We start from the raw sequence: 23,801 nt of genomic DNA on the forward strand, positions 1-23,801 counted from the left end.
AGTAACGTTCGCCCGCGAATGGCGGGCCGGCAGGACGGCTCGTAAGGAGGCCGAGGCATGAGCATCCGGAACCCTTCCCGCCGCGCCTTGGTGGGCGGGCTCGCGGCGGCGCCCTTGGCCCTCGCCGGAGCCTCCGGTACCCGCGCACAGGGCGCCGGGCCGATCCGGATCGGCGAGCTCAACTCCTACAGCCGCATGGCGGCGTTCGCGGTGCCGTACCGCAACGCCATGCAGATGGGGGTGGAAGAGATCAACAAGGCCGGCGGCGTCCGGGCCATGGGTGGGCGCCCCTTGGAGATGGTCTTCCGCGACGACGGCTCGACGCCGGGCGACGCGGTGCGGGTGGCCGAGGAGCTGCTCACCCGCGAGAACGTCTCCTTCCTGGCCGGCACCTTCCTGTCGAACGTCGGCCTCGCGGTCTCCGACTTCGCCAACCAGCGCAAGGTGCTGTTCCTGGCGACCGAGCCGCTGACCGACGCACTGACCATGGCAAACGGCAACCGCTACACCTTCCGCGTGCGGCCGAACACCTACATGCAGACCAGGATGCTGGTCGAAGCCGTGAAGGCGAAGGGCGTCAAGCGCTGGGCGATCGTGGCGCCGAACTACGAGTACGGCCAGTCGGCGGCGGCGAACTTCAAGAAGCTCATGGCCGCGGCGGTGCCGGGCTTCGAGGTGGTGGTCGAGCAGTTCCCGGCGCTGGGGCGGATCGACGCCGGCGCCACGGTCGGCGCGCTCGGCCGGGCGCGGCCGGACGGCATCTTCAACGTGCTCTTCGGCGCCGACCTGACGACCTTCGTGCGCGAGGGCAACACGCGCGGCCTGTTCGAGCGGCGGCTGGTGGCGAGCCTGCTGACCGGGGAGCCCGAGTACATGATCCCGCTCGGCGAGGAGACGCCGGAGGGCTGGATCACCACCGGCTACCCTTGGGACAAGATCGAGGAGCCGAAGCACAAGGCTTTCGTGCAGGCGTACCGCGCCGCGTTCAACGACACGCCGCGGCTCGGCTCTTTCCTCGGCTACGTGGTCGCCTACCTCATGCGCGACATGCTGGAAAAGGCGAAGTCCGCGGACACGGAGGCGATGGTCGCCGCGCTGGAGGACCTGCGTTTCGACACCATCGTCGGGCCGGCGGTGATGCGCGGCATCGACAACCAAGCGACGCTCGGCGCCTGGGTCGGCGAGACGGCGCTGAACGGACGCCAGGGCACCATGCGGAACTTCCGCTACGAGGACGGCGCCAACCACATGCACCCGGAGGAGGAGGCGCGCGCGGCGCGCAAGGATTGAGGCCCTTCTCCTGAGATGGATTTCTCCTTCGCCGCGACGCAGGCGCTCTCTGGGCTCGCCAGCGCGTCCTCGCTGTTCCTGATCGCCTCCGGGCTCACCATCGTCTTCGGCGTCACCCGCATCGTGAACTTCGCCCACGGCTCCCTCTACATGCTGGGGGCCTACCTGGCGGTGACGATCGTGCCGCGGCTCCTCGACGCGGCGTACTCGCCTTGGATGTTCTTCCTCGGCGTGCTCGCTTCGGCCGTGGCGGTCGGGCTGATCGGCGTGGCGATCGAGGTCCTGCTTCTGCGGCGCATCTACAAGGCGCCGGAGTTGTTCCAGCTCCTCGCCACTTTCGGCGTAGTGCTCATCGTCCAGGATTTGGTGCTGAAGGTCTGGGGGCCGGTGGACCTGCCGGGGCCGCGCGCACCTGGCCTCCGCCACGGCGTCGAAATCCTGGGCCAGCGCTTCCCGGCCTACGAGCTGTTCCTGATCGCCGTCGGGCCGGCGGTGCTGGGGCTGCTCTGGCTGCTGATGCAGCGTACGCGCTTCGGGGTGCTGATCCGCGCCGCGACGCAGGACCGCGAGATGGTGGGCGCGCTCGGCGTGAACCAGGCGCTGCTGTTCACGGGGACGCTCTTCCTCGGCGCGTTCCTGGCGGGGCTGGGCGGCGCGTTGCAGATCCCGCGCGTGCCGGCGAGCGCGCAGATGGACACCTCCGTCATCACCGAGGCCTTCGTGGTCACGGTGGTCGGCGGAATGGGGTCGGTGCCGGGGGCGTTCCTGGCGGCGCTCATCATCGGGCAGCTCCAGGCCTTCGGCATCCTGGTGTTCCCGAAGATCACGCTGGTGCTCGTTTTCCTGCTGATGGCGGCGGTGCTGGTGGTGAAACCCTGGGGCCTGCTCGGCAGGCCGGCCGCCGCTGGGCAGTCCGGCACGCCGGAGGGCATCCTCTCGCTCTCGCGCCCGGGGCGGTCCGAAACGCTGCTGGCCGCCTTCGCGGCCGTGGCGCTGCTGGCTGTCCCGCTGGTGGGCGACGCCTACACCACCAAGGTCGCCATCGAGGTGATGGTGTTCGCGCTGGCGGCCTTCTCGCTCCAGTTCCTGATGGGCGTGGGCGGGCTCGTCTCCTTCGGGCACGCCGCCTATTTCGGGATGGGCGCCTACGCGGCCGGGCTGCTGGCGACTGGGCCGTTGAAACTGCCGATGGAGGCGGCGCTGCCGCTGGCGCCGATCTTCGCGGGCGCGGGCGCGGCCTTGTTCGGCTTCTTCGTTGTGCGCCTGTCGGGCATCTACCTCGCCATGCTCACCCTGGCCTTCGCGCAGATCGTCTATGCGGTCTGCTTCCAGTGGGTGGAGGTGACGGGGGGAGACAACGGCGTCGTGGGCGTCTGGCCCTCGGCTTGGGCCGGCAGCCGGGAGGTGTACTTCTACGTGGTGGCGGTCCTGACCCTCGCGGCCATCCTGGCGCTGCGGCGGGCGATCCACGCGCCGTTCGGCTACACGCTCCGCGCCGCCCGCGATTCTGAAATGCGCGCCGACGCCATCGGCATCGACGTGCGGACGCACCGCTGGCTCGGCTTCGTGCTGGCCGGCGCGGCGGCGGGGTTGGCCGGGGGACTCTACGCCTTCTCCAAGGGCTCGATAGACCCGACCATGATCTCCATCCCGATGTCGGTGGACTTCCTCGTCATGGTCCTGGTCGGCGGCATCCGCACGGTGGCGGGGCCGCTCGTGGGCGCGGCGTCCTTCCACGCGCTGAGGGACTTCTTCATGCCGCTCACCGATTTCTGGCGGCTGTTCCTGGGCGCCTCCATCATCGCCCTGGTGCTGCTGTTCCCGCGCGGCATCGTGGGGGCGGCCGAGGGGCTGCGGGGCTTCCTGGCGCGCCGGCGAACGGTGGAGGCGCGGCCGGCGTGAGCCTGCTCGTCGTCGATCGGCTCAACAAGCGCTTCGGCGGCGTTTCGGCCGCCAAGGACGTCTCGTTCTCGCTGGCAGCGGGCGAGTTGCTCGCCGTCATCGGCCCGAACGGGGCCGGCAAGTCCACCACCTTCGGCATGGTCGGGGGGCAGTTGGCGCCGGACTCCGGGACGGTGGCGCTGGCGGGCGAGGCGATCACCGGGCTGCCGCCGCGGGAGATCTGGCGGAAGGGCGTCGGGCGGACCTTCCAGGTCGCGCAGACCTTCGTCTCGATGACGGTGGCCGAGAACGTGCAGATGGCGCTGGTGTCCCGCAACGGGCGCACCCGGAACCTCGTCGCGGACACGCGGGCGCTCCACCGCGAGGAGGCGCTGGCGCTGCTCGACGGCGTCGGGATGCGCGCCGACGCGGACCGGCCGGTGTCGGAGCTGGCCTATGGCGACGTGAAGCGCGTCGAACTCGCCATAGCGCTGGCCGCCGAGCCGAAGCTCCTGCTCATGGACGAGCCCACCGCCGGCATGGCCCCGAAGGAGCGCGCGGGCTTGATGGGGCTGGCGGCCCGCTTGGCCCGCGAGCGCGGGATCGGCGTGCTGTTCACGGAGCACGACATGGACGCGGTGTTCGCCCACGCGGACCGCATCCTGGTGCTGGTGCGGGGCGAGGTCATCGCGGCCGGGACGCCGGAGGAGGTGCGCGGCGACGAACGGGTGAAGCGGGTCTATCTCGGCGAAACCGGCGTCAAGGCGGCGCTGCGCGCCCGCAGGGAAGCGGTGGCGCCTTGAGCGCGGGGGGCGGTGCCGTCGTCCTGTCGGTGGAGGGCCTCCGCGCCGCCTACGGCCGGGCGCAGATCCTGTTCGGCGTGGACCTCGCCTTGCGCCGGGGCGAGGTCGCGGCGCTGATGGGCCGCAACGGCGCCGGCAAGACCACGACGCTGAAGGCCGTCATGGGCCTCGTCCCCCCGACGGGCGGCACGGTGGTGTTCGAGGGTCGGGACGTCACGGGGTGGGAGCCGTTCCGCATCGCCCGCCTGGGCCTCGGCTACGTGCCGGAGGAACGGCGCATCTTCACCGACCTGACCGTCTTCGAGAACCTGGAGGTGGGGCGCCGGCCCCTGGCCGACGGGCAGGCGCCGTGGACGCCGGAGCGGCTGTTCTCGATCTTCCCGAACCTCGCCGAAATGAGGGCGCGGCGCGCTTCGGCCATGTCTGGCGGCGAGCAGCAGATGCTGACCATCGCGCGCACCCTGATGGGCAACCCGCGTGCCGTGCTGCTGGACGAGCCCTCCGAGGGCTTGGCCCCGGTGATCGTGGAGCAGATGGCGGAGGCGGTGCTGCGGATGAAAGGGGAGGGCATCGCGGTGCTGCTGTCCGAGCAGAATCTGAGTTTCGCCTCCGCCGTAGCCGACCGGGCCTACGTGATCGAAAAGGGCGCGGTCCGCTACGAGGGCACGACCGCCGAGTTGGAGGTGCGGAGCGAGGTGCGGGAAGCGTACCTGACGGTCTGACGGCACCACCCTTGGCAAAGGGGCGGTTCCCGGGAAGACTGTTCGTTGGCGAACGAAAGGGGTCCTGCGTGCGGCGGCTGGCCGGCATCGACGTGGGCGGCACCTTCACCGACCTGATCCTGGCGGAGACGGGCGCGGATGGCGGCGTTTCCGTGCGGCTGGCGAAGGTGCCGACCACCGAGAACCAGGCCGACGGCGTGCTCGCGGCGGTGGAAGCGGCGGGGATCGATCCGGCCGGGCTAGACCTCGTCGTCCACGGCACCACCGCCACCACCAACGCGGTGCTGGAGCGCAAGACGGCGCGCGTCGGGCTCATCACCACAGAGGGGTTCCGGGACGTCCTGGAACTGGGCCGGCGCACGCGGCCCAAGCCCTACGGGCTGTTCGGCTCCTTCGAGCCGCTGATCCCGCGCGAGCTGCGCCGCGAGGTGCCGGAGCGCGTCATGGCGGACGGGCGTGTGCGCACGCCCCTCGACGAGGGCGCGGTGCGGGCGGCGGCGCGGGCGCTGGTGGAGGCCGGGTGCGAGGCCCTCGTCATCCACTTCCTTCACGCCTACGCCAACCCCGAGCACGAGCTGCGCGCCGGCGCGATCGCTCGCGGGGTGTGGCCCAACGAGTACGTCACGCTCGGGCACGAGCTGCTGTCCGAGTTCCGCGAGTACGAGCGCGGCACCACCGCTTCGGTGAACGCCGCCGTGCAGCCGATCCTCGGCCGCTACCTGGGTCGCCTGCGGGAGGAGTTGCGCGCCAGGGGCTTCGCCAGGGACCTGCTGGTGATGAGCGGCAACGGCGGCATGGTGTCGGCGGCCCGCGCCGCGGAGGAGGCGGCGAAGACCGTCATGTCCGGCCCGGCCTCCGGGGTGATGGCGGCGGCGGCGACCTTGGCGCAATCGGGCCTCACGGACGCCATCACCTACGACATGGGCGGCACCTCCACCGACGTCGCGCTGATCGCGGGCGGCGTGCCGGAGGTCTCGGCCGAACTGACGCTGGACTACGGCCTGCCCATCCACCTGCCGATGGTGGACGTGCGGACGGTGGGCGCCGGCGGCGGCTCCATCGCCAGCGTCAACCGGGCGGGCATGCTCCAGGTGGGTCCGGAGAGCGCGGGGTCGCAACCGGGGCCGATCGGCTACGGGCGGGGTGGCGAGCGCCCGACCATCACCGACGCCAACCTCATCCTCGGGCGACTCGACCCGGGCCGCCTCACCGCCGTGCGCTCGGGCGTCGCGCTCGGCGACATACGCGCGGCCTTCGCGCGGGAGCTGGCGGGGCCGCTCGGGATGGGCGTCGAGGAAACGGCCGAAGCGGTGATACGGCTCGGCAACGTGCATATGACGGGGGCGATCCGCATGGTATCGCTGTCGCGCGGCCACGACCCGCGCGGCTTCGTGCTGTTCGCCTTCGGCGGCGCGGGGCCGCTCCACGCGGTCGCGCTCGCCCGGGAGCTCGGCATCCCGGAAGTGGTGGTGCCGGCGCGGCCGGGCCTCACCAACGCGCTCGGCTGTCTGGTGGCGGATTTGCGCCAGGACCGGGTGAACACGCTCAACCGGCCGCTGGACTGGCTCGACATGGCGGAGGTGCAGGCGGTCCTCGAAGCGCAGCGGGACGGCGCGATCGACGCCATCGCCGCCGAGGGGACCGAGGTGGAGGGGGTGGCGGCGCTGCACGGGGCCGACATGCAGTTCCGCGGTCAAACCCACCTCATCCGCGTGCCGCTGCCGCGCACCGACGTGTCCAGGGAGGAAGTGCAGGCGCTGTTCGAGGCGGCGTACTTCAAGCGTTTCCAGGTGCGGTTGCCGGAGATCCGGGCCGTGGTCGTCAACCTCGTCACCTCCGCCATCGGGCGCCGCAAACCCTTCCCGCTCTCCTCGCTCCTCGACCGCTCGGCCCGCCGCGCCACCTTGGACGAGGCCCGCATCGGCCGGCGCCCCTTCTACGCCGAAGGGGGCTGGCGCGAGGCCACGGTGTACGCGCGGGACGCCTTGCCGGCCGAGGCGCGCATCGACGGGCCGGCGGTGGTCCAGCAGATGGACGCCACGACCGTCATCGAACCCGGCGCGGTCGCAATCGTGGACCACATCGGCAACTTGAGGATCAGGGCATGAGCGCGTTGGACGCCCTGACCCTCGCGGTGGTGCAGGCGGGCTTGCAGCAGGTCTGCAACGAGATGGATGTCGCCTTCTCGCGTTCGGCCTTCTCGCCCGTGATCGCCGAAGCGGACGACCGGTCGGACGGCATCTACGCGGCCGACACCGGCGCGCTCATCGCGCAGGGGGAATACGGCCTGCCGGTCTTCGTCGGCACCATGCAGCACTCCGCGGAGGAGCTGATCCGGCTCATCAAGGAGGGCGAGGCGGGCGCGCCGGAGCCGGGCGACATCTACGTCGTCAACGACCCGTACCTCGGCGGCACGCACCTGATGGACGTGCGCTTCGCCAAGCCCGTCTTCGTGGACGGGGAGCTGTTCTGCTGGCTCCAGAACACCGGGCACTGGCCGGACATCGGCGGCATGGTGCCAGGCGGCTTCTCGGCCCACGCGACGGAGGTGGAGCAGGAGGGCCTGCGCCTGCCGCCGGTGAAGCTGTTCAAGCGCGGGCAGATGGACCGCGAGATCTTCGCCATCATCTCCTCCAACATCCGCGTGGCGGACCAGCGCATCGGCGACATCAAGGCGCAGGAGGCGGCGCTCATGGTGGGCGAGGCCCAGCTCATGGACCTCGTCGCCAAGCACGGGCGCGCCACGTTGGAGGAGGCGATCGCAGAGATCCGGGCGCGCTCGGCCGAGCGGATGAGCGCGGAGATACGGCGCATCCCGGACGGCGTCTACCGCAGCGAAGCCTTCGTCGATTCGGACGGCGTGGTGGACGAGCCGCTCAGGATCGCGCTTGCCGTCACCAAGGCGGGCGACGGCCTCCTCTTCGACTTCTCCGGCTCGTCGCCGCCCTGCCGCGGGCCGATGAACTCGGTGATCGCCACCACCCGCTCGGCGGTCTATCTGGCGGTCAAGCACGTCTTCCCCGACGTGCCGATCAACGCCGGCACCTTCGAGCCGCTCACGGTGCTCCGCCCCGAGGGCACCTTCCTCGATGCGCGCTACCCGCGCCCCGTCTCCGGCTGCGCGGCGGAGGTGAGCCAGCGCATCGCCGAAGCCGTGTTCCTGGCGCTGGTCCAAGCGATCCCTAACCGGGTGACGGCGGCGCCGGCAGGCACCTCGGGCAACTTCGCGCTCGGCGGCTTCGACCCGGTGAAGGGGGCAGGGTACGTGATGTACCAGATCACCGGCGGCGGCTACGGCGGCAACGCGGAGCACGACGGGCTGACCAACGGCTGCTCGACCATCGGCATCTCGAAGACCGCGCCCGTGGAGGTCATGGAGCAGTACTACCCCGTGCTGTTCCGCCGCTTCGCGCTGCGCGAGGGCTCGGGCGGCGCGGGCGAGCACCGGGGCGGGTTCGGCGTGCATTACGAGGTGGAACTGCTGCGCGGCGAGGCGCGGGCTTCCTTCGTGATGGACCACGGGCGTTTCGGCCCGCCCGGCGTGCTGGGCGGCCGCGACGGGGCGCCGAACGTGGTGCGGATACACCGGGGCGGCGAGAGCTTCACCCCGCTGCATCTTTCCAAGGACCAGGACATCGCCATCCGGCCCGGCGACCGCGTCGAGGTGATGACGCCGGGCGGCGGCGGCTACGGCGACCCGGCGCGCCGCGACCCGGCCCTCATCCGCCGCGACGTCCGGCGGGGCTACTACACGCCAGAGCAGGCCGAGGCCTTGTGGGGCAGGAGCGGCTGATGCGCTATTTCCGGCCGGCCACGCTCACGGAAGCGCTCGACATCCGCCGCAGCGAGGACGTGGCCATCATCGCCGGCGGCACCGACATCTATCCCGCGCACGCCACCCGCCGCGCCTGGGGCGACCCTGGCCACAAGGACCTGCTCGACATCTCCGGCATCGCCGAGCTGCGCGGCATCGAGGACCGGGGCGACCACGTCCGCATCGGCGCGCTGGCGGCCTGGACCGATCTGGTCCGCGCCGACCGCCTGCCGCCGCTGTTCGACGGCATGAAGGAGGCGGCGCGCCAAATCGGCGGGATGCAGGTGCAGAACCGCGGCACGGTCGTCGGCAACGCCTGCACCGCCTCGCCCGCGGGCGACGGAATCCCGAACCTGCTGGCGCTCGACGCCGTTTTCGAGATCGCGGGCCAGGAGCCGTTCCGCGTGCCGGCGAGCGCTTTTTTCACCGGCTACCGCGCGACGGCTTGCGCCCCGCGGTGCATCGTGACCGGCATCCTGGTGCCGAAGCTGGGCGGCCGCGGGCGCTTCGTGAAGCTCGGCGCCCGGCGTCACCTCGTGATCTCGATCGCCATGGTCGCGGCCGTCGTCGAGGCCGATGGCGCCGGCCGCATCGTGGCGGCCAGGGTCGCGGTGGGCGCCTGTTCCGCGGTCGCGCGGCGCCTTCCCGAGCTTGAAGCGGAGCTCGCGGGCGTCCCGGTCGCGGACGCCGCCCGCTTGGCCGAGCCCCGGCATCTGGCGGGGCTTTCGCCGATCGACGACGTGCGGGCCAGCGCCGCCTACCGGATGACGGCGGCGCGGGCGCTCGTGGCCGATTGCCTGGCCGGCTTCGCCCATCCCGCCGCCCAGCGGAGGGCCGCTTGACGGCCGGGACCTTCACCTTCGTCGTCAACGGCGAGGGCCGCACGGTGCAGGCGCTGCCCTTCGCCTCGCTCGCCGACACCCTGCGCGAGCGCCTCGGCCTGACGGGCACCAAGGTCGGCTGCGAGGCGGGCGATTGCGGCGCCTGCACCGTGCTCCTCGACGGGGAGCAGGTCTGCGCCTGCTTGGTGCCGACGGCACAGGCGGAGGGCCGCGCCGTCACCACCATCGAGGGCTCTTCGGCGCTGGTGGAACGCCTGCGCGACGCGTTCCTCGCCCACGGCGCCGCCCAATGCGGCATCTGCACCCCCGGCATGATCATGGCCGCGGCCGACGCGCTGGCCCGCGACCCGCAGGCCGGCCGCGCCGCCGTGGAGGACGCGCTCGGCGGCGTGCTGTGCCGCTGCACGGGGTACGCGAAGATCGTGGAAGCGGTGATGGACGTGGCGCGCGGCGCCAACGCCCTCGTCCCCGCCGCGCCCGTTCCCGGCGGGGCGGTGGGCGCGCGCATCGCGCGCGTGGACGGGCGGCCGAAGGTGGACGGGACGGACCGGTTCGGCGCCGACCACCAACCGCCGGACGCCTTGTGGCTCCGCTTGGTCCGTTCGCCCCACGCGAGCGCGCGCTTCGCAATCGGCGACCTCGCGCCCGTGCTGGCCCGCCACCCCGGGCTGGCGCGCATCCTGACCGCTGGGGATGTCCCTGGCGCGAACTCTTTCGGCGTCTTCCCCGACACCAAGGATCAACCGGTGCTCGCGGACGGGGTCGTCCGGATGCGCGGCGACCCCGTGGCCGCCCTCATCGGCAGCCGCGACGCCGTGGAGGGCGTTCCCGATGCCGACCTGCCCGTAGCCTACGAGGTCTTGCCGGCGCTTTCCGGCCTGGCGGCGGCCCTGGCCGGAGGCGCGCCGGCCGTCCACGCCGGCATCCCGGATAACGTGCTGACGCGTGGCAACCTGGAGCGCGGCGACGTCGCGGAGGGCCACGCCCGTGCCGCCTCCACCGCGTCCGGCGCCTTCAGGACGTCCTTCGTCGAGCACGCTTACATAGAGCCCGAAGCGGGCTTCGCCCGGCGCGTGGGCGACCGAATCGAAGTGACCGCCTGCACGCAAGCCCCGGTGATGGACCAGGAGGAGGTCGCGCGGGTGCTCGGGCTGCCCATGGAAGCGGTGCGGATCGTCCCCACTGCTTGCGGCGGCGGCTTTGGCGGCAAGCTCGACGTTTCGGTGCAGCCGATCCTCGCGGTGGGCGCTTGGGTGACGGGACGTCCAGTGCGCGTCGTGTACTCGCGTACCGAGAGCATGGTGTCCTCCACGAAGCGCCACCCGGCCTCCATCCGCGCGCGCATGTCGGCGGACGCGGGAGGCCGCTTCACAGCCTTCGAGATGGACGCCGATTTCAACACCGGCGCTTACGCCTCCTGGGGGCCGACGGTGGCGAACCGCGTCCCGGTCCACGCCACCGGCCCCTACAAGGTCCCGCACGTCAGGAACCGCACCCGCGCCGTCCACACCAACGACCCGACCGCGGGTGCCTTCCGCGGCTTCGGCGTGCCGCAAGCGGCGATCGCGGGCGAGGCGCTGGTGGACGACCTCGCCGCGGCGCTCGGGATCGACCGTTGGACCATCCGGCGCCGCAACGCGCTCGGCCGGGGCGACGAAACGCCGTCCGGGCAGGTCTTGCGCGCCTCGGCCGGCCTGCCCGAATGCCTGGACGCGGTGCGGGAAGACTTCTTCGCCCTGGTGGCCCAGGCCGAGGCGGCCAACGCCCGGGGCCCGCGGGTGAAGCGCGGCGTCGGCATCGCCTGCATGTGGTACGGCTGCGGCAACACCTCGCTGCCCAATCCGTCCCGCATGCGGATCGCGCTCTCGGCCGAGGGCGGACTCACCTTCTTCAACGGCGCCGTGGACATAGGCCAGGGCTCGACCACGGTGCTGCTCCAGATCGCGGCGGACGCGCTGGGCCTGCCGCCGGACCGGTTCCGCAGCGTCGTCGGCGACACCGACATGACCCTCGACGCCGGCAAGACCTCCGCCTCGCGCCAGACCTTCGTGTCGGGCAACGCCGCGCGGCTCGCGGGCGAGGACCTGCGCCGCCGCGTCCTCGCGCTCGCCAACGCCGGGCCGGACGCCCGCCTTTCCCTGGACGGCGCGCGGCTCCGCATCGAGGACGGGCCGGCGAGCCGCGTCGTAGACCTGGCGTCGCTCGCCCCGGACGACACCGGCGCCGTGCTCGCCGGCGAGGGCCGCTACGACCCGCCGACCACCGCGCTCGACGCCAAGGGGCAGGGCGTCCCCTACGCGACCTACGGCTTCGCCGCCCAGGTCGCGGAAGTGGAGGTGGACACCGTCCTCGGCACGGTGAAGGTCCGCCGTGTCGTGGCCGCGCACGACGTCGGGCGCGCGGTGAACCCGACGCTGGTCGAAGGCCAGATCCACGGCGGCATAGCGCAGGGCCTGGGCTTGGCGCTGATGGAGGAGTACGTGCCCGGCCGCACGGAGAACCTGCACGACTACCTGATCCCCACCGTCGGCGACATGCCCGAGATCGCCGTGAAGCTGATCGAGGACCGCGAGCCGGAGGGGCCGTTCGGCGCCAAGGGCGTCGGCGAACCCGCGCTGGTCGCCACCGCGCCCGCCATCCTCGGCGCGATCCGCCACGCCACGGGCGTGCGCGTCACCCGCGTCCCCGTGCTGCCGCACCGGCTGCACGAAGCGCTCCAGACGCGGGTGGCGGCGGAATGAGCGCCGGTCCCCTTTCCCCGGAAGCGCGCTCAGACAAGTTCGGCGCGGCTGAAGAGGGTGGCATCGTCCGCTGCGACGCCTGCCCCGTTCTCTGCCGCATCCGCCCCGGTCGCGCCGGCGCGTGCTCCCGCTACGCCAACGAGGACGGGCGGCTCGTCCGCACCGATCCCGTCGTGCTGCTGCACAAGGCGGTCGACGAGGGCGGCAAGCTCGTGGCGTTCGAAACCGGCGAGTGGGACGGCGCGCCTCTCGACCCGGCGCGCACCTTCGTCACCGGCATCGGCTCCGGCACCACCTACCCGGACTACAAGCCCGCGCCCTTCATCGTCTCCGCCGAGCACGAGGGCGTGGACACCGTCACCGTGGTGACGGAGGGCATCTTCAGCTACTGCGGCGTCAAGGTGAAGATCGACACCGACCGGCACCTCGGCCCGGAGCGCGCGGCGGTGCGCGTCGGGGGCGAGGAGGTCGGGCACGTCACCACCGCCGAGTACGGCTCGCAGATGCTCTCGGTCGGCGGCGTGCGCCACCTCACCGGCGGCTCCAAGAAGGAAGGCAACACGACCTGCGATGCGCTGCTCCGCCTCTGCTCCGGCGAGGCGGTCGCCATGTCCATCGACGGCGGCCACGAGGTCGTGGTGCAGGCGGGCCGGGCCCCCGTCGTGGACGGCAAGCCGGAGAGCCGGATGCGCGTCGGTTGCGGCTCGGCGACGGTCGGCATCTTCGCCAAGCAGTGGCTCGGCCAAGCCGACGAGGTGGTCGTGGTGGACGACCACATCACCGGCGTCCTCACCGAGCACCAGGCCGGCCGCGTGCTCGGGATGCGCCCCGCCGGCGTCCGCGTGCGCGGGCGGAGGTCCACGCCCGGCCGCTACTTCCAGGTGGCGAACCCCGGCGTCGGCTGGGGCGGCACGGACATCGAGGACCCGCTCTCGGTCATCGAGAGGATCGACCCGGCGGTGGCCTGGCCCGGCCTCCGCCTGCTGATGACCTCCACCACCGGCGAGCACGCGCTGTGGTGCGTCCTCGACGAGGCGCTCCGGCCCGTCCCGGCCGGGATGCCCGAAGCGGTGCGCAAGGTGGTGGAGCGCATCGGCGAGAACTGCGAACCGTCGCTCTGCACCGTGCTGTTCATGGCCGGCGCAGGCGGCAGCCTCCGCGCTGGCGTGACGGAGAACCCCGTGCTGCTGACCCGCTCGGTCGCCGCGGGCGAAACGCGCGTCACCATGGGCGGGGCGCCGGTGTATCTCTGGCCGGGCGGCGGCATCACCGTCATGGCGGACGTGCTGCGCCTGCCGAAGAACGCCTTCGGCTCCGTGCCGACGCCGGCCATCGTCGCCCCCATCGAGTTCACCATGCCCCGCGGCCTCTACGCCCGCCTCGGCGGCCACATGGAGGACGTGGTGGCGATCGGCGACATCCTGCGCGACGTCGCGCCCGGTGCGCGGGTCGGCGCCTGGAACGCGGACAACCCCTGGCCGATGGGGCGGCCGCGCCCGCCCGCCGGCTAGATGCCCGAAGGGCCTTCCGTGCAGGCCCTCGGCGGCGGCCGGTTGCACCTCCAGCACGGGCCGATCGACGTGGTGCTGCGCGCTTGGGGCGCGCGGGATGCCGTCGCCGGGGCTTACGAAGCGGCCGTGGTGCGGTTCCGCACGGTGCTGCGCGAACTGGTCGAGGAACTGCCGGAGCTGCGGAAGGCCATGGACGACGGTCCGCGCGTCGAAGGCGCGGTGGCCAAGCGCATGGTCGCCGCCTGCCTCCCGCACGGCGGCGTGTTCGTCACGCCCATGGCGGCGGTCGCGGGCGCCGTCGCGGACGAGGTCCTGGCCGCCATGACCGGCGCCGCGACGCTCGACAAGGCCTTCGTCAACGACGGCGGCGACGTGGCCGTCCACTTGGCCGCGGGCGAAAAGATGGCGGTCGGATTGGCGGCGGACTTTTCGGAAGGGCCGGTGCCGGCCATCGATGGGCGGGCGTTGCTGCGCTCCGGGGACGGCATCGGCGGCGTCGCCACGTCCGGCCGGCAGGGCCGTTCCTTCTCCTTCGGCATCGCCGATTCCGTCACCGTGCTGGCCCGCGACGCCGCGGGCGCGGACGCCGCCGCGACGCTGGTGGCCAATGCGGTCGATCTGCCGGGCCACTTGGCGGTCCGCAGGGCTCCGGCCCGCGCGCTCGATCCCGACTCGGACCTGGGCGACAGGCCCGTCACCGTCGCCATCGGCCCGCTGGCGCGGGACGAGGTCGCCGCCGCCCTCGCCGGCGGGCGCTGCCGGGCCGAAGCCATGCGCGCCAGCGGGCTGATCCGCGGCGCGGCGCTGACCCTCCGCGGCGAAACCGTCGTCATCGGCGACGGCCGGTGTCTTTCGCCGCGCCGGGCGGAGCGCGGGCTCACGCGATGAGGACGACGCGCCGACCATCGAAAGGCGACGCCCCGGAGGCGCCTTCGGGGCTTTGAAGGGGTGGGTGCCCGCACGGGGCCGCCGCCCTGCGACCGGCGCCCTCAGCGCGCCCCTTCTCCTCAGCCCGGTCACGGGCAGGCTGGAAACGGGCCAAGGATCGCATGCCCGCCCCCGGCCGGCCCGCGTCGGTGGCCGCATCGGCGGCCTTGCTCGTGGCGTGCTGTTGGGCGGGGCGCCGCCCCGGCCGGCGACGAGCGGGTGGCCGCCCTCGGCGCCTCCACCCTCGCGCGGGCGCCTCTCCTGGACGACCCCTGATCCTTGGCGGCCGGCCGCCCCTACACGCAACCGGATGGCGAGCAGCGAATATACAACTATAAGTTTACATTTCGTGTCGAATGCCGTACTAAAAGTTTAGTGGATGGTTCGCGACGGACGCCGCGAGCGGGGGAGGTGACCGAGCCAGGCCTCGCCCCCTCGTGCGCCAACGGCACAGGGGCAATGGCATGAGCGGCACGAACGGCGACGACAACATCACCGGTACCTCCCGGGCCGACACCATCAACGCCCTCGGCGGCGACGACACCATCAGGGGCATCGGCGGCAACGACACGATCAACGGTGGCGCCGGCAGCGACACGGCGGTCTTTGGCGGCAACCGCAACCAGTACGTCCTCTCGCGCAACGCCGACGGTTCCGTCACCGTGGCCGACGTCCGCGGGGGCAACGCGAACGACGGCGTGGACACCCTGCGGAACGTCGAGTTCGCGCGGTTCGGCAACAACGGCAGGGACGTCGTCGACCTTTCGACCGTCGCACCCTGCTTCGCCGCCGGCACGCGCATCTGCACCGCGCGCGGCGAGGTCGCGGTGGAAGACCTGCGGCCGGGCGACCTCGTCGCGCTCGCGGACGGCGCCGGCTTCGAACGCGCGGTCTGGATCGGCCGCCGCACGGTGGACGTGGACCTCCACGCTTGGCCGGACCTGGTCCGCCCGGTGCGCGTCCGGGCCGGCGCCCTCGCCGAGGGTGTGCCCTCGCGCGACCTGCTGGTCTCCCCGGAGCACGCCTTCCTGATCGACGGCGCGCTGGTGCCCGCGGGGCTGCTGGCGAACGGCCGCAGCATCCTGTCGGAGCGGGGCATCCGCCGGCTGACCTATTTCCACGTCGAACTGCCGGCCCACGGCGTGATCCTGGCCGAAGGGGCGCCGGCCGAGTCCTACCTCGACGTCGGGAACCGCTCGATGTTCGAGGGCGGGAGCGTCGTCGCCTTGAACCCGCGCTTCGACGCGCCCGCTGGCACGACCGACGCCGCTTGGTGCGCGCCGCGCGTCGAAGGCGGCGAGGCGCTGGCGCGCATCCGGTCGCGCCTGCTCGAACGCGCCGAGGCCTTCGGCTGCGAGCAGACCGCCGAGCCGGACTTGCGCTTGGTGGTCGACGGCCGCGAGATCAGGGCGCGCCGCGCCGGGGGTGGCTTGCACCTTTTCGACCTCCCGGCCGGCACCGCCGAGGTGCGCATCGTTTCGCGGGCGGCCTGTCCGGCCGCCGAAACCGCCTCCTGGGGCGGCGACCGCCGTCTGCTCGGCGTGGCGCTCACCGGCCTCGCCCTGCGCGGCGCGGACGGCTTCGCGGTCGAGGTGCCGATCGGGGACGCCGCGCTCGTGCGGGGCTTCCACCCCGTCGAGCGGCAGGCGGACGGCCGCGCGCACCGCTGGACCGACGGCGATGCCGCGCTGCCCGCGCGGTGGTTCGCGCCCGCCCTCGGCGCGGGGCCCGTGACGCTGGAGGTCCGCGTCGGCGGTGCCGCGCGCTACTGGTTGCCGCGGACGCCGGCCGGGCGCGCCGACACCGCCGCGGCCTAGCCTCGGACGACGGGCCCGCGCCGGCGACAACCCGCGGGCCCGCCGATCCGCACCCACCCGGCGCCCGGTGGCCGCAGACCTCATTCCGTGGGCGGCGCCGGGCCCGCTTCGTGCTGATTTGCGCGCGCATTGGATTTGAGGCGTATCCGTGGACGGATTTGACCGAATCGGCTCGGTGGCGGCCGCCGGCCCGCTCGACGCGGGGGCGGGGGGCTCGGCAGCGGCGGCACCGGGCACCGCCATCCTCGGCGCCGCGCGCCGCACCGGCCACGTGGAGCACGTGAGCGCGGACCGGGTCACGGGCTGGGCTTGGGACCCCTCCGATCCGTTCGCCGCCGTCGAACTCGACGTGTTCCTGGGGGACCAGAGGGTGGCGCGCCTCACCGCGGACCGCGCCCGCAGGGACGTGCGGGACGCGGGCCACGGGACGGGCGACTACGGCTTCTCGCTGAGCGGGCTCTCCGGCCTTTTGTCCGAGTCCCGCGAGCGCCTGAGCGTCCGCTTCGCCGATGGCGGCTGCGACCTGCACGGCTCGCCGCGCTGGGTCGAGCGGCCCGACGCCGGCCTCGACGACCGTGCCGTGGATTTTGTCCGAAACGCGGTGGAAGCCGCGGTGCGCGCCGCCCGCAGCCCGGAGGACCTCGCAGGGCCGCTGGAACTGCTCGGGCGCTTGTTCGCCGGCGTCGTGGACGCGCGCATCGCGCTGGGCGCCGACGGTTCGCCGAAGGACGGGCCGCGCGCCCGGCTCGACGACTTGGCCTCCTGCGAGGCCGATGCGGGGCCGTTCGCCGACCTCGTGCGCGCCGCGCGCGCCCAGTACGCCCCGATCGAGCTGCCGCCGGTGCCGGAAACGCCGCGCGTTTCGGTCGTGATCTGCGCCCACAACCAGTTCGAGCACACCCGCCGCTGCCTCCTGTCGATCTCCGAGCAGGGCGCCCGCGCCGGCTTCGAGGTGGTCCTGGTGGACGACGCCTCGACGGACGCGACGCTGCTGGCCGAATTCGTGGTCACGGGCGGCGTCCGCGTCCTGCGCAACCCCCGCAACCTGGGCTTCCTCCGCTCCGCCAACCTCGGCGCGCGGGCGGCGCGGGGCGAGTTCCTGCTGTTCCTCAACAACGACACGGAGGTCGGCGAAGGCTGGCTCGACGAGCTCGTGCGGACCTTCGAGCTGATGCCCGAGGTCGGGGTCGCGGGTTCCAAGCTCGTCTACCCCGACGGCCGCCTCCAAGAGGCGGGCGGCATCGTCCGGCGGCTCGGTGACGCGGCGAACTGGGGCAACGGCCGCGACCCGGACGAGCCGCGCTTCTGCTACCTGCGCGATGCGGACTACGTGTCCGGCGCCGCGCTCATGGTCCCCCGCGCCCTGTTCGAGGAGCTCGGCGGCTTCGACGAGGAATTCGCGCCGGCTTACTACGAGGACACCGACCTCTGCTTCCGGGCGCGCCGGGCCGGGCGGCGCGTCGTGGTGCAGCCGCTGTCGCGCGTGGTGCACCACGAAGGGGCGAGCTGCGGCCGCGACCCGGCTTCCTGGGGGCACAAGCGCTTCCAGGCCGTCAACCAACGCAAATTCCTCCGCCGCTGGGAAGGCGTGCTGGCGCGCCTCGCCCCGGCCGGGCACGACCCGCGGCTGGAAGCGGAGCGGGCCGTCACGCGCCGCGCCGTGTTCATCGACGAAACTGTGCCGACGCCCGACCGCGACGCCGGCTCCAACGCGGCCTTCGAGCACATCCGGCTGTTGCAGGCTTCCGGCCACAAAGTGACGTTCCTGCCCGCCGGCAACATGGCGCGGATCGAGCCCTACACGGCCGATTTGCAGCGTTTGGGCGTCGAGTGCCTCCACGCCCCGCACGTCCGCTCGGTGGAGGAGGCGTTCCGGGACATGGCCGTGGCGCCCGACGTGGTCTACCTGCACCGCCACGGCAACGCCGCGAAGTACGCCGGCTTGGTCCGCGAGCACTTTCCCCTGGCGCGGTTGGTCTATTCCGTCGCCGATCTGCATTTCCTGCGCTTGCGACGGCAAGCCGGGATCGAGGGGGACGCGGACCTGGAGGCGCGGGCGGCGCGGCTGGAGCGCTCGGAACTCGGTGCGGCGCTCGAAGCAGACGCCGTCATCGTCCACTCGCACGTGGAAGCCGAATTGCTGAGCCGCGCCGCGCCGGGCGCCGCCGTTCACGTCGTGCCCTGGACGGTCCGGACCCGGCCGGCGGCCGCGCCCGCGTCGGCGCGGTCAGGCGTGGCCTTCATCGGCGGCTATGCCCACCCGCCGAACGTGGACGCCGCGCGCCACCTGTTGCGAGCCGTGCTGCCGCGGGCGCGCGAAGCGATGCCCGGCCTGCGCGCCCTGCTGGTCGGCGACGGCCTTCCGCGTGACGTGGCGGCCCTCGCAGGCCCGGGCGCCGAGGTCCTGGGCCACGTGCCCGACCTGGGGGAGGTGTTCGACCGGGTCCGCTGCACCGTTGCCCCATTGCGCTACGGCGCCGGCATCAAGGGCAAGGTGCTCACGAGCATGGCCCACGGCGTCCCCTGCGTGATGTCGCCGGTCGCCGCCGAGGGGATCGCCTTGCCGGAACCCCTGGGTTGGCTCATCGCGGGCTCCGACGCCGAGGCGGCGGCGAAGATCGTCGCGCTGCACCGGGACGACCCGCTCGCCGAGCGGCTGGGGGAAGCGTGCCTCGCCTTCGTGCGGGAGGAGTTCGGGGCCGAGTCCGTGGGGCGCAAGCTGGCGGCCGCCGTGACCGGGTGCCCGGAGGAGGGCCGCTCGGCGCCACGCTGACCGTCGCTGCGCGTTCCGGCGGCTTCACCCCGGCGCGCGGCGCGCGCATGCTGCGGCTTGGCACCCACGGACCGGGGAGGCGCGCATGGCGAGGCTGGAACGGATCGAGGCGGGCTTCTACCGCATCCCGTTACCCGAGGTGCTGACCGACAGCACCCACGGCGCCATGCGCGCCTTCGAGATCGTCACCGCCCGCGTCCGCGACGCCGACGGCGCGGAGGGCGTCGGCTACACCTTCACCGTCGGCCGCAACGGCGGCGCGGTCCACGATACCCTGGCGCGGGAGATCGCCGAGCTGGTTGTGGGCGAGGACGCGGACCTGATCGAGGCGCTGTGGCGCCGCGTCTGGTGGGCGCTGCACTACGGCGGCCGCGGCGGGCCGACCGTGCTGGCGCTGTCGGCCTTCGACACCGCGTTGTGGGACTTGAAGGCCAAGCGCGCGGGCACCGCGCTGTGGCGCCTGCTGGGCGGCCACGACCCGCGCGTGCCCTGCTACGCCGGCGGCATCGACCTGGACCTGCCGCTGGACGCCCTGCTGCGGCAGACGGACGCGAACCTCGCCCGCGGCTTCCGCGCCATCAAGATGAAGGTCGGTCGCCCGGACCTGCGCGAGGACGTGGAGCGCTTGGCAGCCATGCGCGCGCACCTGGGCGGGAACTTCCCGCTGATGGTGGACGCCAACATGGCCTGGACCGCGGACCAAGCCATCCGCGCCGCCCGCGCCTTCGCCCCCCACGACCCTCTATGGTTGGAAGAGCCGACCATCCCCGAGGACGTGGCCGGCCATGCCCGCATCCTGCGCGAGGGCGGCCTGCCGATCGCCGCGGGCGAGAACCTGCGCAGCGTGTGGGAATTCCAGGCGCTGATCTCCGCCGGCGGCGTGGCCTATCCGGAGCCGGACGTGACCAATTGCGGCGGCGTCACCGCCTTCATGAAGGTCGCGCGGCTGGCGGAGGCGTTCAACCTGCCCGTCACCAGCCACGGCGCGCACGACATCACGGTGCAACTCCTCGCCGCCTGCCCGAACCGCTCCTTCCTGGAAGCGCACGGCTTCGGCCTGGACCGCTTCGTGGGGCACCCGCTGCGGATCGAGGAAGGCCGCGCCGTGGCGCCGGACCGCCCGGGCCATGGCGTTTCCTTCGACTGGAACGCGCTGGAACCGCTGCGCGCGACCTAACGGTAGATCAGCGTCGGCAGCCACATGACCAGCCCTTCCCAGTAGGTGACGAGCGCGAGGCAGAGGAAGAGCGGGATGAGGAAGGGCGCGCAGGCGCGCGTGGTCTGCTCGAAGGTGAGGCCGGACACGCGGGACAGGATATAGAGCACCATTCCGACAGGCGGCGTCACGAGGCCGATCATGAGGTTCAGGACCATGATCAGGCCGAAGTGCACCGGGTCCACGCCGATGGCCGCCATCAGCGGCAGCAGCACCGGCACCAGGATGGTGATGGCCGCGACGGTTTCCAGGAAGCAGCCGACGAGCAGCAGGAAGACGTTCACCAGGAGCAGCACCGCCCAGCGCTCGCTGGTGATCGACAGGACGAGGCCTGCGACCTCGTCGGTGATGCGCGTGGTGGTGACGATCCAGCCGAAGATGCTGGCGCCTGCCACGATCAGCAGCACCACCGCCGTGGTTTCGATGGTCTCCATGGAGACGCGGAGGAAGCTCCGCCACGTCAAGGTGCGGTACACCGCGGCGCCGAGGAACAGGGCGTAGGCCGTGGCGGCGATAGCGGCCTCGGTCGGTGTGAAGGCGCCGGAGGTCATGCCGCCCACCAGCAGCACCGGCGTCATCAGCGGCAGGAAGGCGCGAGCGGCGGCGTGGCGCAGCCGATCCCAGCGGAACTCGGCGTCGCGGTCGAAACCGCGGCGGTGGGCGGTCACGGCGACGGCGCCCATCAGGGTGCCCGCCATCAGCAGGCCCGGGATCAAGCCGGCCGCGAAGAGCTGGCCGACGGAGGCGTTGGCCATCACGCCGTAGATCACCATGGGCAGGGAGGGCGGGATGATCGGCCCGATGGTGGCAGAGGCGCCCGTCAGCCCCACCGCGAAGGGCAGCGGGTAGCCGTGGTCGCGCATCGCCTTGATCTCGATGGTGCCCAGGCCCCCGGCGTCGGCGACAGCGGTGCCGGACATGCCGGCGAAGATCACGCTGCCCACCACGTTCACGTGGCCGAGCCCGCCGCGCAGCCAGCCCACGAGCGCGGTGGCGAAGGAGTAGATGCGCTCCGTGATGCCGGCGCTGTTCATCAGGCTGCCGGACATGATGAAGAAGGGCACGGCGAGCAGCGGGAAGCTGTCCACCCCGGCCGCCATGCGGTGCAGGACCACGAGCGGCGGTGTCGCGCCCTCCGCCAGCACGTAGAGCAGCGACGACCCGCCGAGCGCGACCGCCACCGGCACGCCGAGCAGCAGCAGGCCGAGGAAGGAGGCGAAGAGGAGCGCCGTCACAGCTTCACGCCCCCCGCGCCCGGTTCGGGCGCGACCTCCGGCTCGCCCTCCCGCCAGCGGCGCAAACCGTGCAGGGCGGAGCGGACCGTGGTGAGCACGAGGCCGAACAGGATGCCGTAGTAGACGATCGCCAAGGGGTACTCGACCGCGATCATCGGCTGGAACCGCATCGCTTCGCTGACCTGCCAGCAGAGGAAGGCGGAGACGGCGAAGAACGCCGTCGCAACCGCCGCGACGAGCGCGTGCGCGACCCGGCGCGCGCCCCGGGGCAGCTTGTTGAGCAGGAACTCCACGGCGATGTGCGCCCCCCGCCGCGCCGCCATCGCGCTGCCGGCGAAGGTGACCACCATCAGCAGGTACTGGGCGATCTCCTCCGTCCAGGTCAGGCTGTCGTTGAGCACGTAACGGGTGAAGAATTGCAGGAACACCACGCCCGCCAGCGTCCAGAAGAGGAGGAAGGTGATCCAGTCCTCCGGCGCGATGTCCAGCGGCGGTTCGGGGTGGGCCGCGGCCTCCTCTTCGGCCAGCTTGGCGAAGAGCGTCTCGGCGTCGTCCTTCGTCGCCATGGCTCAGCCCGGACGGCTGGCGATGGCCTGCAAACGGTCGTACTGCTCGCGCGTCCAGCCGGCGCCCGCCTGCGCGTCGTTGTGCAGGGGCGCGGCGGCGGCGCGGAAGGCGGCGCGGTCGGGGCGCAGCACGGTCTTGCCCTGCCCCTCGAACCAGGCCGGCAGCTCCAGCTCCTGCTTGCGGATCTCGGCCGAGGCGCGGTCGGAGGCTTCGCGCAGCACCTGCTGGAACGTGCCCTTGTCCGCGTCGTTCAGCCGACGCCAGGTGCCGCCGCTCACGATGGTCAGCAGGCTTTCCGTTATGTGGCCGGTGAGCGAGATGTGGCTCTGCACCTCGTAGAACTTCTTGGCCTGGATGGTCGGCAGCGGGTTCTCCTGCCCGTCCACCGTGCCTTGCTGGAGCGCCAGGTAGACCTCCGCGAAGGCGATGGGGGTGGCGTTGGCGCCGACGCTGCGGGTGAACATCAGGAAAAGCGGCGCCTGGGGCACGCGCAGCTTCATGCCGCGCATGTCCTCCGGCCGCGTGATCGGCTTGTTCGCCGTGACGTGCCGCTCGCCGTAGTAGGTGAGGGCGAGCGCTTGGTGGTTGGTCTGGCGGCTGTAGCCGGCCATCAGCTCGCGCAGGAGATCGCTGCCGCGGTAGGCGCTGAAGTGTTCGTAGTCGCGGAACACGTAGGGCGCGTTGCCGACGGAGATCGGGCGGAAGGTGGAGCCGGCGAAGGCGACGCCCGTGTAGATCATGTCCACGGTGCCGAGCGCGAGGCCCTGGTTGATGGTGGGCTCGTTCCCCAGCGCGCTGGCCGGGAACACCTCGACCGTCCAGCGCCCGCCGGTGCGGTCACGGATCTGCTCGGCTGCCCAGAGGGCCTGGGTGTGGTAGGGCTCGTTGGTTTCGTACACATGCGCCCAGCGCAGACGCGACTGCGCGCCGGCCCGGGACGCGGCCAAAGCGGGCACGGCCAAGGCCGCCGCGACGAACTTCCTGCGGAGCATGCGTTTCTCCCTCGCGGTCCTTGGCGCCGTGGCCGGCCGCCGTTCGCGCCACCATGCCGGACGGCGGCGCTGCGCGGCAAGCCCGGCGCCTTGGAAACAGGGCTCGCGCCCGTGCGGGGCGCTTCTGTTCCGCACGCGCGGACAGCACGCCGCCTCGCTCGTCGGCGCCGCGCCTCCGAGCATCGAGCGAAGGATTCGAGCGATGGAAAACGTCTGGAACTACCCGAGGCCGCCCGCCCTGGAACCGGTCGCCCTGCGCGTGCGCATCGACTTCGCGGGCCGCACGATCGCTGCGACCGATGCGGCCTACCGCGTGCTGGAGACGTCGCACCCGCCGGTCTACTACCTGCCCTGGGCCGCGTTCACCGGTTGCGCGCTCGAGCCGGCGCCGGGCCGCAGCTTTTGCGAGTGGAAGGGCGAGGCGCGCTACTGGACCATCCGTGCCGGCGACCGCGCGGCGGAGCGGGCGGCCTGGGGTTACCCGGACCCGGCGCCCGCCTTCGCCGACATCCGCGACCACTTGGCGGTGTACGCCGGTGCGATGGACCGTTGCTTCGTCGGCGACGAAGCGGTCACGCCGCAGCCCGGCGGCTTCTACGGCGGTTGGATCACGCGCGATCTCAAAGGCCCGTTCAAGGGCGGGCCAGGCACCATGGACTGGTGAACCGTG

Annotated in this window: 17 protein-coding genes; 14 read left to right on the forward strand and 3 right to left on the reverse strand. The window is 72.6% G+C overall.

Translation table 11 applies throughout. The features are described 5' to 3' along the window. Positions 1 to 57 precede the first annotated feature (57 nt). The 13 genes from ABD067_RS14650 (at position 58) to ABD067_RS14710 (ending at position 20,298) form a co-directional block, all read left to right on the forward strand. A complete protein-coding gene (locus ABD067_RS14650; protein ID WP_343896078.1) occupies positions 58 to 1,290 on the forward strand; it encodes an ABC transporter substrate-binding protein in 1,233 nt (410 codons plus the stop codon). Between the two features lie 15 nt (positions 1,291 to 1,305). After that, positions 1,306 to 3,192: an ABC transporter permease gene (locus ABD067_RS14655; RefSeq protein ID WP_343896080.1), complete on the forward strand. Its 1,887-nt coding sequence runs from the start codon at positions 1,306 to 1,308 to the stop codon at positions 3,190 to 3,192. Further along, positions 3,189 to 3,974 (forward strand): ABC transporter ATP-binding protein, encoded by a 786-nt coding sequence (locus ABD067_RS14660; RefSeq protein WP_343896082.1) that lies wholly within the window; start codon positions 3,189 to 3,191, stop codon positions 3,972 to 3,974. The genes ABD067_RS14655 and ABD067_RS14660 overlap by 4 nt, the downstream gene beginning before the upstream one ends. After that, a complete protein-coding gene (locus ABD067_RS14665) occupies positions 3,971 to 4,696 on the forward strand; it encodes an ABC transporter ATP-binding protein (RefSeq protein ID WP_343896084.1) in 726 nt (241 codons plus the stop codon). Before ABD067_RS14660 ends, ABD067_RS14665 begins: the two co-directional genes overlap by 4 nt. Before the next feature lie 68 nt (positions 4,697 to 4,764). Beyond that, positions 4,765 to 6,804: a hydantoinase/oxoprolinase family protein gene (locus tag ABD067_RS14670; RefSeq protein ID WP_343896086.1), complete on the forward strand. Its 2,040-nt coding sequence runs from the start codon at positions 4,765 to 4,767 to the stop codon at positions 6,802 to 6,804. Further along, the gene (locus tag ABD067_RS14675; RefSeq protein WP_343896088.1) at positions 6,801 to 8,489 is read left to right on the forward strand and encodes a hydantoinase B/oxoprolinase family protein; all 1,689 of its coding nucleotides are present in this window, start codon (positions 6,801 to 6,803) and stop codon (positions 8,487 to 8,489) included. Before ABD067_RS14670 ends, ABD067_RS14675 begins: the two co-directional genes overlap by 4 nt. After that, a complete protein-coding gene (locus ABD067_RS14680; RefSeq protein WP_343896090.1) occupies positions 8,489 to 9,352 on the forward strand; it encodes an FAD binding domain-containing protein in 864 nt (287 codons plus the stop codon). Before ABD067_RS14675 ends, ABD067_RS14680 begins: the two co-directional genes overlap by 1 nt. Then, a complete protein-coding gene (locus tag ABD067_RS14685; RefSeq protein WP_343896091.1) occupies positions 9,349 to 12,093 on the forward strand; it encodes a molybdopterin-dependent oxidoreductase in 2,745 nt (914 codons plus the stop codon). Before ABD067_RS14680 ends, ABD067_RS14685 begins: the two co-directional genes overlap by 4 nt. Further along, positions 12,090 to 13,604, forward strand: coding sequence for a 6-hydroxynicotinate reductase (locus ABD067_RS14690; RefSeq protein WP_343896092.1), 1,515 nt, complete (start codon positions 12,090 to 12,092; stop codon positions 13,602 to 13,604). Before ABD067_RS14685 ends, ABD067_RS14690 begins: the two co-directional genes overlap by 4 nt. Positions 13,605 to 13,622: 18 nt before the next feature. After that, entirely contained in the window at positions 13,623 to 14,492 is an 870-nt protein-coding gene (locus ABD067_RS14695) for a UPF0280 family protein (RefSeq protein ID WP_343896093.1), read from the forward strand. 503 nt (positions 14,493 to 14,995) lie between these two features. Further along, positions 14,996 to 16,348, forward strand: a complete 1,353-nt coding sequence (locus ABD067_RS14700) for a Hint domain-containing protein (protein WP_343896094.1) — start codon at positions 14,996 to 14,998, stop codon at positions 16,346 to 16,348. Positions 16,349 to 16,496: 148 nt separating this feature from the next. Beyond that, the gene (locus tag ABD067_RS14705) at positions 16,497 to 19,121 is read left to right on the forward strand and encodes a glycosyltransferase (RefSeq protein WP_343896095.1); all 2,625 of its coding nucleotides are present in this window, start codon (positions 16,497 to 16,499) and stop codon (positions 19,119 to 19,121) included. 85 nt (positions 19,122 to 19,206) lie between these two features. After that, complete coding sequence (locus ABD067_RS14710) at positions 19,207 to 20,298, forward strand: mandelate racemase/muconate lactonizing enzyme family protein (protein ID WP_343896096.1); 1,092 nt, start codon at positions 19,207 to 19,209, stop codon at positions 20,296 to 20,298. Here ABD067_RS14710 and ABD067_RS14715 read toward each other — a convergent pair. The 3 genes from ABD067_RS14715 to ABD067_RS14725 are packed head-to-tail and all read right to left on the reverse strand — an operon-like array spanning position 20,295 to position 23,131. Beyond that, positions 20,295 to 21,572: a TRAP transporter large permease gene (locus ABD067_RS14715; protein ID WP_343896097.1), complete on the reverse strand. Its 1,278-nt coding sequence runs from the start codon at positions 21,570 to 21,572 to the stop codon at positions 20,295 to 20,297. The genes ABD067_RS14710 and ABD067_RS14715 overlap by 4 nt on opposite strands. Further along, positions 21,569 to 22,138 (reverse strand): TRAP transporter small permease, encoded by a 570-nt coding sequence (locus ABD067_RS14720; protein WP_343896098.1) that lies wholly within the window; start codon positions 22,136 to 22,138, stop codon positions 21,569 to 21,571. Before ABD067_RS14720 ends, ABD067_RS14715 begins: the two co-directional genes overlap by 4 nt. A gap of 3 nt (positions 22,139 to 22,141) precedes the next feature. Then, a complete protein-coding gene (locus ABD067_RS14725; protein ID WP_343896099.1) occupies positions 22,142 to 23,131 on the reverse strand; it encodes a sialic acid TRAP transporter substrate-binding protein SiaP in 990 nt (329 codons plus the stop codon). A gap of 202 nt (positions 23,132 to 23,333) precedes the next feature. On the opposite strand from ABD067_RS14725, the gene ABD067_RS14730 reads away from it, so the two are divergent. Further along, positions 23,334 to 23,795, forward strand: a complete 462-nt coding sequence (locus ABD067_RS14730) for a DUF427 domain-containing protein (protein ID WP_343896100.1) — start codon at positions 23,334 to 23,336, stop codon at positions 23,793 to 23,795. Positions 23,796 to 23,801 lie beyond the last annotated feature (6 nt).

This window comes from Craurococcus roseus (assembly GCF_039523795.1).
Taxonomy (GTDB): domain Bacteria; phylum Pseudomonadota; class Alphaproteobacteria; order Acetobacterales; family Acetobacteraceae; genus Craurococcus; species Craurococcus roseus.

What these genes read in the sequence shown, in the direction of transcription:
- ABD067_RS14650 (WP_343896078.1), top strand. Translation starts at nt 58, where the DNA reads ATGAGCATCCGGAACCCTTCCCGCCGCGCCTTGGTGGGCGGGCTCGCG.
- ABD067_RS14655 (WP_343896080.1), top strand. Translation starts at nt 1,306, where the DNA reads ATGGATTTCTCCTTCGCCGCGACGCAGGCGCTCTCTGGGCTCGCCAGC.
- ABD067_RS14675 (WP_343896088.1), top strand. Translation starts at nt 6,801, where the DNA reads ATGAGCGCGTTGGACGCCCTGACCCTCGCGGTGGTGCAGGCGGGCTTG.
- ABD067_RS14680 (WP_343896090.1), top strand. Translation starts at nt 8,489, where the DNA reads ATGCGCTATTTCCGGCCGGCCACGCTCACGGAAGCGCTCGACATCCGC.
- ABD067_RS14690 (WP_343896092.1), top strand. Translation starts at nt 12,090, where the DNA reads ATGAGCGCCGGTCCCCTTTCCCCGGAAGCGCGCTCAGACAAGTTCGGC.
- ABD067_RS14700 (WP_343896094.1), top strand. Translation starts at nt 14,996, where the DNA reads ATGAGCGGCACGAACGGCGACGACAACATCACCGGTACCTCCCGGGCC.
- ABD067_RS14710 (WP_343896096.1), top strand. Translation starts at nt 19,207, where the DNA reads ATGGCGAGGCTGGAACGGATCGAGGCGGGCTTCTACCGCATCCCGTTA.
- ABD067_RS14720 (WP_343896098.1), bottom strand. Translation starts at nt 22,138, where the DNA reads ATGGCGACGAAGGACGACGCCGAGACGCTCTTCGCCAAGCTGGCCGAA.
- ABD067_RS14725 (WP_343896099.1), bottom strand. Translation starts at nt 23,131, where the DNA reads ATGCTCCGCAGGAAGTTCGTCGCGGCGGCCTTGGCCGTGCCCGCTTTG.
- ABD067_RS14730 (WP_343896100.1), top strand. Translation starts at nt 23,334, where the DNA reads ATGGAAAACGTCTGGAACTACCCGAGGCCGCCCGCCCTGGAACCGGTC.